At 47.6% G+C, this 13,383-nt stretch carries 14 protein-coding genes; 8 read left to right on the forward strand and 6 right to left on the reverse strand.

Translation table 11 applies throughout. The features are described from left to right. Nucleotides 1-33: 33 nt before the first annotated feature. The 3 genes from EHO60_RS07875 (at nucleotide 34) to EHO60_RS07885 (ending at nucleotide 3,476) form a co-directional block, all read left to right on the forward strand. The gene (locus EHO60_RS07875) at nucleotides 34-1,104 is read left to right on the forward strand and encodes a lipoprotein LipL41 (protein WP_135767578.1); all 1,071 of its coding nucleotides are present in this window, start codon (nucleotides 34-36) and stop codon (nucleotides 1,102-1,104) included. Continuing rightward, nucleotides 1,085-1,480: a LipL41-expression chaperone Lep gene (gene lep, locus EHO60_RS07880; RefSeq protein WP_135767579.1), complete on the forward strand. Its 396-nt coding sequence runs from the start codon at nucleotides 1,085-1,087 to the stop codon at nucleotides 1,478-1,480. The genes EHO60_RS07875 and lep overlap by 20 nt, the downstream gene beginning before the upstream one ends. A gap of 82 nt (nucleotides 1,481-1,562) precedes the next feature. Further along, on the forward strand, nucleotides 1,563-3,476 hold the full coding sequence (locus EHO60_RS07885) for a B12-binding domain-containing radical SAM protein (RefSeq protein ID WP_135767580.1): 1,914 nt from the start codon (nucleotides 1,563-1,565) through the stop codon (nucleotides 3,474-3,476). A 2-nt stretch (nucleotides 3,477-3,478) separates the two neighbouring features. On the opposite strand, the gene EHO60_RS07890 is transcribed toward EHO60_RS07885, so the two are convergent. After that, a complete protein-coding gene (locus tag EHO60_RS07890; RefSeq protein WP_246028187.1) occupies nucleotides 3,479-5,425 on the reverse strand; it encodes a serine hydrolase domain-containing protein in 1,947 nt (648 codons plus the stop codon). Nucleotides 5,426-5,678: 253 nt separating this feature from the next. Between EHO60_RS07890 and EHO60_RS07895 the strand changes: the two genes are divergently transcribed. Beyond that, nucleotides 5,679-5,960 (forward strand): helix-hairpin-helix domain-containing protein, encoded by a 282-nt coding sequence (locus EHO60_RS07895; protein ID WP_135767582.1) that lies wholly within the window; start codon nucleotides 5,679-5,681, stop codon nucleotides 5,958-5,960. On the opposite strand, the gene EHO60_RS07900 is transcribed toward EHO60_RS07895, so the two are convergent. The 3 genes from EHO60_RS07900 to galK all read right to left on the reverse strand — a co-directional run bounded on the left by EHO60_RS07900 (nucleotide 5,957) and on the right by galK (nucleotide 8,259). Next, on the reverse strand, nucleotides 5,957-6,574 hold the full coding sequence (locus EHO60_RS07900; RefSeq protein WP_135767583.1) for a uracil-DNA glycosylase family protein: 618 nt from the start codon (nucleotides 6,572-6,574) through the stop codon (nucleotides 5,957-5,959). The two genes, EHO60_RS07895 and EHO60_RS07900, sit on opposite strands and share 4 nt — an antisense overlap. A 2-nt stretch (nucleotides 6,575-6,576) precedes the next feature. Continuing rightward, a complete protein-coding gene (locus EHO60_RS07905) occupies nucleotides 6,577-6,996 on the reverse strand; it encodes an STAS domain-containing protein (protein WP_135767584.1) in 420 nt (139 codons plus the stop codon). A gap of 99 nt (nucleotides 6,997-7,095) precedes the next feature. Further along, on the reverse strand, nucleotides 7,096-8,259 hold the full coding sequence (gene galK / locus EHO60_RS07910; protein ID WP_135767585.1) for a galactokinase: 1,164 nt from the start codon (nucleotides 8,257-8,259) through the stop codon (nucleotides 7,096-7,098). A gap of 170 nt (nucleotides 8,260-8,429) precedes the next feature. On the opposite strand from galK, the gene EHO60_RS07915 reads away from it, so the two are divergent. Continuing rightward, nucleotides 8,430-9,770, forward strand: a complete 1,341-nt coding sequence (locus EHO60_RS07915; protein WP_135767586.1) for a glucose-6-phosphate isomerase — start codon at nucleotides 8,430-8,432, stop codon at nucleotides 9,768-9,770. A 624-nt stretch (nucleotides 9,771-10,394) separates the two neighbouring features. Further along, on the forward strand, nucleotides 10,395-11,288 hold the full coding sequence (locus EHO60_RS07925; protein WP_135767588.1) for a hypothetical protein: 894 nt from the start codon (nucleotides 10,395-10,397) through the stop codon (nucleotides 11,286-11,288). 1 nt (nucleotide 11,289) lies between these two features. Here EHO60_RS07925 and EHO60_RS07930 read toward each other — a convergent pair whose 3' ends face one another. Together EHO60_RS07930 and EHO60_RS07935 are read right to left on the reverse strand one after the other, a co-directional pair. Beyond that, complete coding sequence (locus tag EHO60_RS07930) at nucleotides 11,290-11,889, reverse strand: ClpP family protease (RefSeq protein ID WP_135767589.1); 600 nt, start codon at nucleotides 11,887-11,889, stop codon at nucleotides 11,290-11,292. A 9-nt stretch (nucleotides 11,890-11,898) separates the two neighbouring features. After that, nucleotides 11,899-12,471 carry an RNA polymerase sigma factor gene (locus EHO60_RS07935; RefSeq protein ID WP_135767590.1) on the reverse strand — a complete coding sequence of 191 codons (573 nt, stop codon included), beginning with the start codon at nucleotides 12,469-12,471 and terminating at the stop codon, nucleotides 11,899-11,901. A 195-nt stretch (nucleotides 12,472-12,666) separates the two neighbouring features. On the opposite strand from EHO60_RS07935, the gene EHO60_RS07940 reads away from it, so the two are divergent. Beyond that, nucleotides 12,667-12,957, forward strand: a complete 291-nt coding sequence (locus tag EHO60_RS07940; RefSeq protein WP_210409326.1) for a type II toxin-antitoxin system HigB family toxin — start codon at nucleotides 12,667-12,669, stop codon at nucleotides 12,955-12,957. 6 nt (nucleotides 12,958-12,963) lie between these two features. After that, nucleotides 12,964-13,365: a helix-turn-helix domain-containing protein gene (locus EHO60_RS07945; protein WP_135767591.1), complete on the forward strand. Its 402-nt coding sequence runs from the start codon at nucleotides 12,964-12,966 to the stop codon at nucleotides 13,363-13,365. Nucleotides 13,366-13,383: the final 18 nt, after the last annotated feature.

A 13,383-nucleotide genomic window follows, 5' to 3' on the forward strand; every position in this document is an offset into this window, starting at 1 on the left:
TAAAATCATCCATAAAGGATTGGTATTAACCCAATGAAAAAAATCGCTTCTCTGCTTTTTGCTGGAGCGTTGGTATTCTCACTTTCCAACTGCGCAGACACCGTAGACGTAGAATATCCCGTTTTCCCAAAAAATAAAGACGGACGCCAATTACAAAAATTCCTTGGCTCCATTCGTAACGTTGGTTTGGCCGTGGAAAAACCCCAAAAGAGTCTTTGGGAAACCGTTTTCGGAGCAGGTTCAAGCTTTATCGATCAAATGCCGGCGAAAGTTTTCGAAGCATTCGATAAAGAATCCTACTACAGACTGATCGATTTGAGCAAACGTGCTGACGCACTGAACGAGGCTACCTTGAGTCTCACCGGTATCACCAAAAACCGTGCAAAAATCGGAAACATGCTGGGCGCGGAAGCCATTCTATACATCGGATACCAAAAACCTTATACGGAATGCGGTAGTGAGATGATGGTGGACTACGGAGCTGCAGCGATGAAAGTCGGTGGCGCTCTCGCTTCCATGGCTACCGGTAAAAATATCGACACCAGCGGTAGCGGACCGGTGACCAAACAAACCGGAATTCGTTATATGCTGATCCCTCTGGACGCTACTTTGATTAAAGTAGAAACCGGAGAGGTTAAAAAAGCCGTGGTTTCCAACCCTGCAAAAGTAGACGCAGGAGTAGGTAACTTGGCATGTCCTTCCGTACTGGATTCTTTCGGTAAGGCGTTGGACCAAGCAGCAGGCTATATTAAGGAACGTCTTTCTCCGCTGGTGAAAACCGAAAGGATCAGCGTTTATACGAAAGACGAAGATCCCGAAGTAGCAGGTTATCTGGACGACGGATACCAAGAGATTAAAGGAGAAACTCCTAGCTTCAAAAAAGCGAAAGAGGCTTGGGAAAAAGCAGACAAGAAAGCCGGAGGAAAATCCGGAGCTGCAAAAGCCAATATCGGAACCTATTACTTCTCTGCCGGAGATTTTGAAAAAGCGATCAAGTATTACGAAGACGCTATGAAACTCCCAGGTGTGAACAAGAACGAGATTAGAGAACTTCGCAAACGCGTCGAAGCGGCAGCAGCCGTCGATGATAGCGGCGACAAATAATCGCGTTTCCTACTTTTTCGGAAGAGGGAAAAGCGGACGGTTTACGTCCGCTTTTCTTTTTTGTGTCCTAGTCGTCTTCCTGACGGCGTGTTTTAGGACCAAACCGAAACCGGAAGAGTGTGCGGATGCCCAAATCCATATCGTCAAGCTGATCGCGGACGACGAAAGTATGCCTAAACAGGTGCAGGCATTGATGCTTCGGAGTATCTTAAAACCGGAGATGAACGAGGCTATCGTAAACCATTGCATACAGCATAAAACCTTGAAACAGGTGCAGTGCGAACAGAATGCGACTAAATTTTCGGAATTGAATGTTTGCAAAAAATACGGAACCCCGGAAGAGCCGCCTCCCGCAGGAAAAGTATCCGGCGCCTAAGGATTCCGGATGGATCGATGGAAACACGTGATTTCAGGATTGTCACGGGTTTCCGCCGTCTAAAACCTGGAAACGGTTAGAGATGGCAAAATTAAAACTCGTCCAACTTCCGGTCCCTCCACCGACCGCGTTTGCCGCCACGGGGAACGTTCCCTTGGCCGCAGGCTGCCTGGCAGTCTCCGCGAGGGAGAACGGTCTGGAAAAGAAAGGCTTGGAAGTGGAGGTCCTGGATCCCTCCGTCACGGACTTGGAGGGAGACACGAGTCTCGCAGATAGAATCGCCCGGAACGAACCGGAGTTTGTCGGCTTTTCCCTTTACCTTTGGAATTCCGAAAGGAGTCTCCACTTGGCGCGGGAGGTAAAAAACCGTTCCCCAAAAACAAAAATCCTGATCGGCGGTCCGGAGGTAAATCCGGACAATCCGTTTGTCCTTTCGGAAACGGGATACGACATTGCGGTTTCCGGAGAAGCGGAAAATACGTTTGCCAGACTCTTGGCGGCTTTACTGGAACGCGAGGATATCGGTGTCGTTCCGAATGTGGCGGTACGGGGGAAAGACGGTAGAATGGGGCCTTTTTCCCAGGAAGAAAACGCGGCATTTCCTTTGACTGCGTATCCTTCTCCTTATTTGGCCGGTTTCGTTCCTGTGGATCCGTCCCGTTCCACGTATTTGGAAACGGTTCGGGGCTGTAGATCCCAATGCACGTATTGTTTTTATCCGAAAAGCAGTAACGTACTTAGAACATTAAATATTCCTGAAACGATCGGTTTGGTACGAGGCTTGAAGGAAAAGGGTGCCCGAGAGCTGGTCTTTCTGGATCCTACCTTCAACCATAGACCGGGTTTCGAGGAATTTTTAGACTCGATCATAGAGGTGAATTCCGACCGACAGATGAGTATGTTCGGCGAGCTGCGTTCGGAAGGGATCACGGAAAAAATCGCGGACAAACTCGCCGCTGCCGGATTCGATAGGATCGAACTCGGCATGCAATCGATCAATAAGGAAACTCTAAAGCGTGTCAAACGTTACGGCAGTCCCGAAAAGGTTGCCGAAGCGGCTAGGATGTTGGCGGACCGAGGGATCGAACTTTTGTTGGATTTGATCATCGGGCTTCCGGGAGATGGTCCAGAGGACGTTCTCGAGGGGATCGATTTCTTTTTCGAAAAAGGTTTGGGGGAATGGGTGCAGGTTTTTCCCTTGTCTGTGCTTCCCGGGACGGCAATGAGAAAGGATGCGGAACGGGAAGGTTTGATTTATCTTTCAAAACCTCCTTATCGGATCATACGCACTCCGAATTTCTCTCCGGAAGACCTCGCTTCCACTCTCTTCCGCTCGGAAGATCGTTTGGATCGGCGATTGGACGAGACTCCTAGGCCTTTTCTTGCCGATTTCGATCCGAGCATGAGGGACGTATTCGTTTTTTCGGAAAACGGAGGGAGGGACGAGGGGATAACAGATTTCTCCGTTCCGGGTTCTCGGCATATCGCCGTTTGGTGGAAGGGAAAGAATTTGGAATCGAGCAAAAAGGAATTCTTTTCGAAACTGAGGGTCAGGCTTCTCAAGGATCCATACACCGTTACGGACGTCGTCCTTTATCCTAGGGAACCTTTTTCCCCCAAGTTAATTAACGAAATCATGATGGAGTTTTCCGCAATTCCGGCATCCTATCTTTCCAGGACCTTAGCGCACCGGGGAGAAAACATGCTGCATAGAATCGTGCTTGTGCTGCCGGAAAACGTTTCATTTCCCGAAGAATGGCTGGACGATATTTCGGAATATCTGCCCGTTTTCCGGGAAATGAAATGGGAGGATGCCGTTCGAAAATCCGGCGAACTGGGAGGAGAGTTTCCCGGCGCAAGGATTCTCGATCAGGAATTTCATGAAGGGGCCTGGGAGGCTTTGTCGGAGAGTGCCGATCCAGAAGCGGTTCTATTTGCAAATCGGAATCTGGAAAAAAAATGGTGCTGGGAAGTTCTAGGATATTCGGAAAAATAAACTCATTCCCGTTGCTTGGAAATACTCAGAGTGTGTAGGTGAAGATTCTTTAACAAGCGCGATAGCGTCCGATTGGAAGTGCATGCCGTCTTGCTCGGAGGGAGGTGGACTCGCGAGGTTTCGTGGTGTAATTTCACTTTTCTCATTCTGTATCCGGAATAAGATAGAAGTTCCCCTCCTTTTTCGTCCAACTCGAAACTCAAGGTATCCCCTAGGTTTCTTCCGTGGCCTAAGACGATCAGAGTATTCTTGCTCAAGGGTCTGACGGGAAAAACCGAACGGTTAGCGACGCCGGGGATTCTTAAGGACATATTCATCATTATGAATCCGGTGTCTTCGTCGTAAGAAAATTGCAGTTTTTCTAATATATCTTCCGGGTCGGCACATTCGGGTTTATAGGTTTCCATCCTATCGTGCCATTCGGAGGTCAGCGGATAAGGTTCCACTTTCTCCGCCAGACCCAACATTCCTCCTTTAGGGATTTGGGTAGTGGAAAAAGCAAGGGCGGGTTGCTTCGAGAATTCGTGCAGAGAGATCCGAATCTTATCCAGATTTTCACGATCCCGGTCGAACAACCCGAAGAGTGTCGGGATTTTCGGCAAGAAATCCCCGTTCATCAGAGGTTGGAGGGAAAATTCCGAGGAGAACATCGTGAGTTTAGGATTTTTTTTCCCGAAGTCGAGCTTGTGTAAGCCGAAGGGGGAAGCGTAATATCCTTCCCACTTTTTCCACACTCTGATCTGCTCCGGTCCGGGATTTTTTTCCATTTTCGTTTTTACACGAAGATTTTGCCTACGCCCGGTTTTGACTTCGGAAAGCGTGGATAAAAATTCGATCGCGAGTTCCTCCAGTCCAGTCGATCCGCTACTTAAAGTATTGGAAACCAAGAAGACTCCGGTTTGGTTTTCCGGATCCAGGAGTAGGTAGGAGGAAAAAGGGGGCAGGTCACCTCCGTGCCCTGCAAACATGAGATTTCCGCGCGAATCTAGGAATCTCCACAAAGGGAGGCCGATCTCGAAATCCAAGTCCCTCTCTATTCCTTTATTTTGTTTTTCGTAAAATTCCGAAAGGCTTCTACCGGTCATCAGTTTATTTCCTTTACCGGCCTTCGTAAATAGGGCTTTGATAAACGAATTCATATCTTCGGGAGTCGTGGATAACGAAGTAGCCGCCAAATCCCTGAGTTTCGGGACCTTGGTTTCCGTCTTCCACAGCCATCCGGAATAGCCTTCGGATTTTTGAGCCTCAGGTAAATCGTCGAAAAAACTCGTATTCTTCATGCCCGCCGGGTCGAATACGAATCTCCTCATATATTCCTCGAAACTGTAACCGCTTGTCCTCTCCACGATGATGCTTAAGAGGGAAAAGCCCAGATTGCTGTATGCGAACGCAGTGTTCGGAGGACGCGTTAGGTGGATGCCCTGTAAAAGGGGGGGCAATTCGTTGTAAGGGGATTTGTCCAAGGAATGGTCCGATAGCATCCAGTCTTCGAAGACGTCCGAAGGTAAGCCGGAATGGTGAGTGAGAAGTTGACGGACCGTAAACGGTTTCGCTTCCGGAAACCGGGAAGATACGCCTTTCAATTCGGGAATATATCTCTCGGCGGGGTCGTCCAAGATCACTTTTCCGTTTTCCGCTAATTGTAAAACCGCGATCCCGGTGAATATTTTGGAAAGGGATCCTACTTTAAAGATGGTATTTTCCTGAACCGGTCTTTCGGAAGAGGCTTTTCCTAATCCTCCTACGATGGACTTTCCCGAGCCGTCGGTAATCGCGAAACCTATACCTACGATTTCTTCCTGCCTAATCCTTTCTCGTAATTTTTGCATCACGACATCATGAAGATAATCGTAGTTCCCTGCGATGCCGGCGGCGGGTCTGACTGCGACGGAACTTCCACACGATAAAACCGTCAGGAAGAGAAAGGATAAAATCGCTTTCCGAAACATTCTTACATCCATAGTCGTTAGTTCTAACAGTCTATACGAATCTCGATGATGAGACGACAGAACTTTACAAGTTCAAACCAGGATATAATTTCTTTTCGCTTATGCAAGCCTGTTCAGAGAAATCATCGGAAATCCCACTTCGGAATTCCAAAGCGGAGTGGTTCTTTTCCGATTTACGTCTCGAAAAAAAGGGAATTGGACAAACGGTTGCAAATGCTTGATTTTCTCGGGGATTTGTATAGCATAAGTTTTCATGGTGCGCGAAGCTATTCTGAAAGAATTCAGGACTTTACCAGGTGTGGGAAAGGTGATTGCGGAAGATTTGTGGAATCTAGGCGTCCGCGGAAAAGAGGATTTGGCGGGACGGAACCCTGAAAAACTCTACGACGAACTTTGCGATCTGCAAGGGACGAAAGTGGACAGATGCATGTTATACGTTTTTCGGTGCGCTGTTTACGTTTCGGCGACTCCCGTTCCGGATCCGAATCGCACGAAATGGTGGAATTGGAAAGATAAAACCGAATTTCCTTCCTAGAACTTTAAGAGCTCACGCTCGACGGCGGGGTGTTTTCGGATTAGATCCAACGCTTTGGCGATCAGGATTTTTCCTTCCTGAGTATGGTTCCAAACATTCAAACCGGAAGGATGAGGAAGAGGGATCCAGTCCAGCTCGACGCCGTGAAATTCTCTTCTGAATTTTTTTCCGATTACGTCCTCGAGTTTGTATTTTTTCTCCGCGTGCAATTGGTCGATCGCGAGTTTCCCGATCGGGATCACTAATTCTGGTTCGTTGAATCTGACCTCGAAGGCCAAGAAACCGGAGCAATTTTCGATCTCCGAAGGATCCGGCTTTCTGTCTCCGCTTTTCGCCTTTCCGGGAAAGCAACGGCAGACTGCAGCCATATTCACTTTCGATCGATAGAGTTCTTCTTCGATGCCGATCGAGGAGAACCATTTGAAGAGTGTTTTCCCGGCAGTATAAGCGAAGGGTCTTCCGTATCTTTCCTCGTGTATCCCCGGGGCCTGACCTATACTCATGATCTTCGCGTTCGCGATACAGCCTTGGACAGGATTTCCTTCCATCTTCGGGCATCTTCTGCAATGGAGAAGGGTGTCTATGTGATTTTGGAATTCTAGAGGTAAGGACATCCTCAAGGCGCGAGCAATTTCCAGGCTTCGGCGGAAGTGGCACCCACCTTGATCAGACTTTTGAGTTTGGTAAGTTCCAGGATCTTATTCACTTGGGATGAAGGGGAAAAAACCGCGATCCCACCTTTTCCCATTTTAACCAAACGGGAATGCGTCGCCATAAACACTCCGAGACCGGAAGAGTCTATGTATTTCACGCTCTCCATATTCACCAAAAGATACAGGAAGCCGCGATCCAGGAGGTGAAAGAATTTCTCCTTCATGATCTGTGCGGAATACAAATTGATTTCTCCCGCTATCCTTACAACCACCGCATCTTGCGGGAGCCCAAGCGGTGTATGATTCGGATCCAGAAAAACCCCCAATTCGGGTGCATCATGATCGAATTCCTTGCTATCTAAATTAAAGGGAGTTTCCGCCATAATTTCCGAATGATTCTTTCCGGGTTTAAATTGAATTTACCGGCTCGTCGAACAGTCTGCGTTTTGTCTTGGGATTTTTCGACCGTTTTTTCTCTTCTGTTAGCGTTCTTCGCGGACTCCTTCCGAAATTTTAATCGGATAAATCTCGGCGGAAATCCCGAATTTCCGGGAATAAGCGTCGTTACATTCGGAAAAAAGGGAAGACACGCGGCCGATCCGATCCAGTACGAGAACGCAACCTCCGAATCCTCCGCCGATCATTCTGGCGCCTATGACGTCCTTTCCCTTCATCCAATCCACGATAGAATCCGTCTCCGGACAGGAGACCTCGAAGAGGCGAGAAAGGGAGTCGTGGCAGGAATATAAGGATTTCCCCACCTCGAGAACGTCTCCTTTCTGCAAGCCATGAATCACGTTATGTGTTCTTTTGCGTTCCCCGATTACGTGCAAAGCTCTCGACATTTCCTGTGGAGTGAGCTCCCTTGTTTCACTCAACCATTCTTCCTCGGCACGGTACAGGGAAGTCAATGTCGGCCGGGTTTTCTTCAGTTTTTCCAGGGCGGATTCGGTTTCCGTTCTTCGGTCGTTGTAACTGCTGTCTTTTAGGCTATGCTTTACTTTGGAATCGATGAGAACCAGTTCACAATCCTTCCATTCCAGCGGAAAATACTCGTATTCCAGAGTTTCCGTATCCAAAGAAATACAGCTCTCCGGCTTTGCCACGGAGATGACGAACTGGTCCATAATTCCGCAGTTGACTCCGACAAATCCGTTTTCGGCCGATTGTCCCAAGAGTGCGATCTTCGTTTTGGAGAGGTTCCACCCGAACAGTTCCGAAAGGGAATAAGCAGTTACCACTTCCAATGCCGCCGACGAGGAAAGTCCGGCTCCTTGGGGGATGTTTCCTCCGAATGCGAGATCGAATCCTCGGACGGGCAAGCCGATCTTTTTCGCTTCGGATGCGACTCCCAAGACGTAATTGGACCAGGTTTGGATCGGGTCATACTCGAGAGCTTCGGAGATTTTCCAAGAGTCGTAATCTAAAGAATATATCCGAAGAAGATTCGTTCCGTTCGTCCTAACCGCCGCAGAGATTCGGAAATCGATTGCGGCAGGTAAAACGATTCCTCCGATGTAATCGACATGCTCGCCGATGATATTGATTCTACCCGGGGCCGAAAAAAGACGGATTCGTCCAGCCTTGGGAGACTGCGGAAGGGAATTCAAAATGCGGATCAGTTCTTCCGTTTTTGGACCTGACATGAAAGATTCTCGGATTCGATCGACTGAATCCGGAGTCGCTTACGATCGTACGGAGGTCCCGAATTTCAAGTCTCTTTTCTCCCTATCAGGAGAAACTCGTAATTTCGGATCCACATCTTTTCCTTGCTATCCGGGAACCCGTCGGTATTCTGCCCGGATCGGTAAGACGTATGACTTTTGCTTTGGAATTCAAAGATCGCTTTGCCTCCGAGTTTTTAGGGAAGGATCCTAAAAACGAATTGTGGAAGGACGCCGGGATCGCGCTGGAGAATTTAATTTCGGGGAAGGGAAAGGGGAGCGATTTCTTAGGGTGGGTCCGTTACCCGCAAAGGCTTTTATCATCGGAGATAGAAAGAATCGTATCGGAAGCGGAACGAATCCGGAGCCAATCCGAAACCGTAGTACTGATCGGAATCGGGGGCTCCTATCTCGGGGCTAAGGCGGTGATAGACGCAACCAAACCGCATTTTTTCCGGCCGAAGATCGGATCTCCCGAAATCATCTATGCCGGTCATCATTTGGACGGTAGATACCATTCCGAATTGTTGAAATATCTGGAAACTAGGGAATTTTCGATCAACGTAATATCGAAGTCGGGAACGACGACGGAACCTGCCTTGGCTTTCCGATTGCTCTGGAATCTCGCAAAGAGAAAATACGGAGACAAGGCTCCGCAAAGGGTGATCGCGACCACTGATTCGAAGAAAGGAGCCTTGCGGAAAATGTCGGATGTTCTCGGGTTTTCCACATTCTCCATTCCTGACGATGTGGGGGGACGGTACTCCGTTTCGACTCCCGTGGGTCTGGTTCCGATCGCGATTGCAGGGATCGACATTCGCGCTTTCGTCGCCGGGTTCCGTGGAGCTGCGGATCATCTTTTAAGTAAAACTTCGCCCGAAGAGAATCTTTCCTGCAGATATGCGGTTTTGAGGAACCGATTCTATCGCGAAGGAAGGAACATAGAAGTCCTTTCGAATTTTACACCTTCATTAAGTACTCTTACCGAATGGTGGAAGCAACTGTACGGAGAGAGCGAGGGGAAAGACGGAAAAGGAATCTTTCCGGCCGGAGTCAACTTGACTACGGATCTGCACTCTATGGGGCAATACCTTCAGGAAGGGGAACGGAATTTGTTCGAGACGGTGCTTCGTCCGGAAGAGACCGCCGAAGATCCTGTGATTCCCACGGACGAAGACGATCTGGACGGTTTGAATTTTTTGGCGGGAAAACCGATGAGGGAAGTGAATCGGCAGGCGATTTTGGGGACCTTGGCCGCACATTCGGAGGGAAACGTTCCCTGTATCGAAATTTGTTTTCCGGATACCGGTCCAGAATATCTAGGAAATCTAATGTATTTTTTCGAGCTGGCGTGCGGTATTTCCGGCAGCTTATCGGGCGTAAACCCTTTCGACCAACCGGGAGTGGAGGCCTATAAGAGAAACATGTTTGCGCTTTTGGGAAAATCCGGCTTCGAGGAGCTGAGGGAAAAGTTAAGAGCAAAAGGAATATGAAAGATTCGGACTTGACAATCGGAAGATTTTGATCGCCATTGAAGTATGGCAAAGGAACGGAAAGCTTTTCGTTTAATATCGGCCGGATTAGCGCTCCCGGCTTTGCTGTTTTTTTTGCATTTATCCCATTCGAATCCTTATCCGGGAAAAAAAATTCCAACGACGATCCCGAGCATTACGGGACCCGCGACGCAATATTATCAGAGCGGCGATAGCTTTATCGAAAATTCGGAAAAGGCAGAGCTTTCGTTCGATGGCCTCGACTCTCAAAAGATACATAATCCTGGGCTGCTCGATTCCAAAACTTCCCGCCAAGATCGATTTCCATTCCGATTCTGTAAACTTCTCGCCCAATATCTTCTGAACATTCCCCCTCCGATTTCGGCCTAATCGACATCCTGCTCGTTTCGTTACGGGCGATGCGTTGTATTGGAATCGGGGAAAGACCTCCGCGTACTTATCAAAACTAACGTAGCACCGTATTGTAACCGATCTCGGTAAAGGGTTTCTCTTTGCCGAGGTCGGGGTTTTTTTTATCCGGTTTTGCCGCGAAAAAAAGGCGACAGGCTTAGACGAAACCCGATACTTTTTATTGGAGAAAGCGACTGCTATTCCCGGATGCGAATGAACCTCGAATTTGCCAAATGGAATCGCCTGATTCAGGCAATGGAGGCGGGAAAAAAAATCATCCTCCACGGTATCGTACTTTCCGGTACCTATAAGACCAATCTCGAGAACTATCTTCGGTTTTGCCTGGAATTCTACCAAAAGCCGGATCTTCTTTCCCCTTTGCTTTCCCTTTTGTCCACGTTGCTAGAACGAGCGTACCAGGAAAACTGCCTGGATTCCTATTTCAGGACCAAAGGATGGAATTCGAGCGAGTCGGAGGCTCTTCTTGAGCGTGAAGACGAGTTCTGGAGATCTTGGGATTTTTCGGATCCTATGTCCGTTCGCTCATTGTTAAAAGAACAAGGATTTTATCTTAGAACAGCACTCTCCCATAATCCCACGGGGATTGCCGTGGAAATTTCGAATAACGCGATCATCCCCTCCGAATCGGAGGAGGATTTGACGGAATATCTTTCTCGTGCGAAATCCTATCAGAATGTTTCCGACTATTACGAGGATTATCCGTTCGATGAGGAAGGCAGGCAGATCGGTCTCGCGCTTTCCCTAGTACAATTTAAAGAAATCGGAATACGGCCGAGTCTATTGCGATTCGATACATCCGACGGGGAACACGTATTTCGGGCGGAACTTCCTTTCGGAGAAAAATACGAATCCTTAACGAAGAGGCTCAGTCAGGACGAAGAGGTAAAACCTTTTCCGGACCATTTCATCGGAAGACCGACTGAGACACTGGAACCCTGGAAACTTTCCACCTGTAAGCATTGTGGAAGAACGGTGGACGATCGGATTTTCTTTCCGTCAATTCCTGCGGACGTTCCGTTAAGAGTGGTCTCGGAAATTCCGGCGCACCTTGGGATCTGCGCCTGGTGCCTCTCAGGATATATTTGATTTAATTCGTCTCTTTTTCCGCGGGGACCCAGCTTTTAAAAACGAAATCCAAGATCCCGTATTCCACGGCCTCGTCCGCAGAGAGCCAGAAGTCGCGGTCCGTATCGATTTCCACTTTTTCCAAGGGTTGTCCGGTTTGTTCCGAGATGATTCTGTTGATCTCTTTTTTTTCGCGTTCCACCATGGTTGCGAAGATTCCTAGATCGGTTGCCTTTGCCTCCATGCGACCCGGTACGTGAGGCTGGTGAAGCATGATTTGACTGTGGGCCATAGCGGATCTTTTTCCTTTGGTTCCGGAAAGAAGAAGCAAGGCGCCGAAACTCGCCGCCAAGCCCATGCATACGGTGCGAATGTCGTTCGGGACGGCTTTCATCGTATCTAAAATCGCCATTCCGGAAGTGTTTGCTCCTCCGGGGCTATTGATGACCAAGGTGATATCCTTTTTCGGATCCTCCGAAGAAAGATAGAGAAGTCGATCGATCACATGTTTGGCGGACGCGTCGTCTACTTGTCCCCAAAGGAATATTTTTCTTTCCTTGAGATGGCCTTCGTCTAAGCGGATTCCGAGCGGAAGATTTTCGGGTAAAACGGGTGTTTCCATGCATTTTTCCTAAGAGGCAATGGCCATCGGTTTGTGAAGGACTTCAAGCCATTCTTTTCGATCCGATTTGGTCAGCAGATTCTTTCTCAATAATTCTTTGCTTCTTCGCAGGCGATTCTTCAGGTTTCCTCCGGAAATTCCCGTTCTTTCCGAGATTTCTTCATAACTCAATTCTCCGAAATATCTGAGATTTAAAAGTTCTCTCTCCTCGGAGGGGAGTTCCTCCAGGGCTTGCAGTACCTCCTTTCTCCAGAGATCTTCGTTCGGATCCGAATTCGAAGAAATGGTAATCTCGGGACGGAATTCTCCGGAGATCAGATCCTTCCTTCTAAGAATTCGATCGGAATGCTTGACTACGAGTCGTCGGAGTAGGAAAGGAAGGGCCTCGGGCTGTCTCAGATTGGGCAGCACCTTCCAGGTTTCGAGAAAGACCTCCTGAGTTAGATCTTCCGCCTTTGCCTCGTCCCGGATCCGTTTTCCGGCCTCACTGCGGACATATTTTTCGAACCTGGAAACCAATTCGGTAAAAGCGGTTTCATCCCCTTGGGCTGCTTCGGTCACTAGTACGGTAAAATCGGGCATATATGTTCCAGCGTCCCCTTTTAGACCCCAGCGGTGTACGCTTTTTCGGATTTTTCCCTCCCATTTCGGATTGAATTGAAATCCGGTCGGACAGGAGGAAGCGGTTCTAGGGGAGATGCAGAGGAATTTGCTGAAAACTCATTTTTAAAAGAAAAATACTTGCCGTATCTCATTTTGAGATATTCTTTCGTCTAAGTGCATATAATTAGCTGGAAAAAGATCTCAGATTTTGTCATTAAACATCCAAACTCAGGATCCTCTCTCAAAAGCTGGTTTAAAATAGTTCAAAATACGGATTTTAAGAATTTCAACGAATTAAGAAAAGTATTTAAAAGTGCGGGTCAGGTAGGTAAATTTACAGTCCTTAATATTGGCGGGAATCATTTTAGATTAATTTCTGCAATTCATTACAATAGAAAGAAAGTCTTTATTCGATATGTTTTAACACATTCGGAATATGATAAGGGAAAATGGAAGGAGGTATAATAGTATATGATTCTTGAATTAGAGCGTGTAAGAAATGTTTGGCCAGAAGTTAAAGATCTTCTATCTATTCCTCATTCTGATAAACAATATAAAAAGTTATTAAAAGCTCTTGATGAATTAATAGATGAGGTAGGTAATAACGAAAAGCACCCATTGGCTCCTTTAATGGAAACAGTCGGAAATCTCATTGAGGAATACGAAAGAAGCAACTTTGAAATTATTGATGCAAGCCCTATTGAGGTATTAAAGTATTTCATGGAAGAGAACGGGTTTACTCAAAAGGACATTCCGGAACTGGGTAGTCAGGGAGTTGTCTCTGAGATTTTAAATGGCAAAAGAGAATTAAATATTCGTCAGATTAAGGCATTAGGAAAGAAATTCAAAGTTTCCCCTGCGGTCTTTATCTAACTAAAATAATTAGCGACT

Source organism: Leptospira fletcheri (assembly GCF_004769195.1).
Classification (GTDB): Bacteria; Spirochaetota; Leptospiria; order Leptospirales; family Leptospiraceae; genus Leptospira_B; species Leptospira_B fletcheri.

Bases quoted from the DNA above. Each gene is read 5' to 3' on its own strand.
- EHO60_RS07895 (WP_135767582.1), top strand. From the start codon at position 5,679: ATGGTGCGCGAAGCTATTCTGAAAGAATTCAGGACTTTACCAGGTGTG.
- EHO60_RS07885 (WP_135767580.1), top strand. From the start codon at position 1,563: ATGGCAAAATTAAAACTCGTCCAACTTCCGGTCCCTCCACCGACCGCG.
- EHO60_RS07915 (WP_135767586.1), top strand. From the start codon at position 8,430: ATGACTTTTGCTTTGGAATTCAAAGATCGCTTTGCCTCCGAGTTTTTA.
- EHO60_RS07890 (WP_246028187.1), bottom strand. From the start codon at position 5,425: ATGTTTCGGAAAGCGATTTTATCCTTTCTCTTCCTGACGGTTTTATCG.
- EHO60_RS07930 (WP_135767589.1), bottom strand. From the start codon at position 11,889: ATGGAAACACCCGTTTTACCCGAAAATCTTCCGCTCGGAATCCGCTTA.
- EHO60_RS07900 (WP_135767583.1), bottom strand. From the start codon at position 6,574: ATGTCCTTACCTCTAGAATTCCAAAATCACATAGACACCCTTCTCCAT.
- EHO60_RS07925 (WP_135767588.1), top strand. From the start codon at position 10,395: ATGAACCTCGAATTTGCCAAATGGAATCGCCTGATTCAGGCAATGGAG.
- EHO60_RS07945 (WP_135767591.1), top strand. From the start codon at position 12,964: ATGATTCTTGAATTAGAGCGTGTAAGAAATGTTTGGCCAGAAGTTAAA.
- EHO60_RS07875 (WP_135767578.1), top strand. From the start codon at position 34: ATGAAAAAAATCGCTTCTCTGCTTTTTGCTGGAGCGTTGGTATTCTCA.
- lep (WP_135767579.1), top strand. From the start codon at position 1,085: ATGATAGCGGCGACAAATAATCGCGTTTCCTACTTTTTCGGAAGAGGG.
- EHO60_RS07905 (WP_135767584.1), bottom strand. From the start codon at position 6,996: ATGGCGGAAACTCCCTTTAATTTAGATAGCAAGGAATTCGATCATGAT.
- EHO60_RS07935 (WP_135767590.1), bottom strand. From the start codon at position 12,471: ATGCCCGATTTTACCGTACTAGTGACCGAAGCAGCCCAAGGGGATGAA.
- galK (WP_135767585.1), bottom strand. From the start codon at position 8,259: ATGTCAGGTCCAAAAACGGAAGAACTGATCCGCATTTTGAATTCCCTT.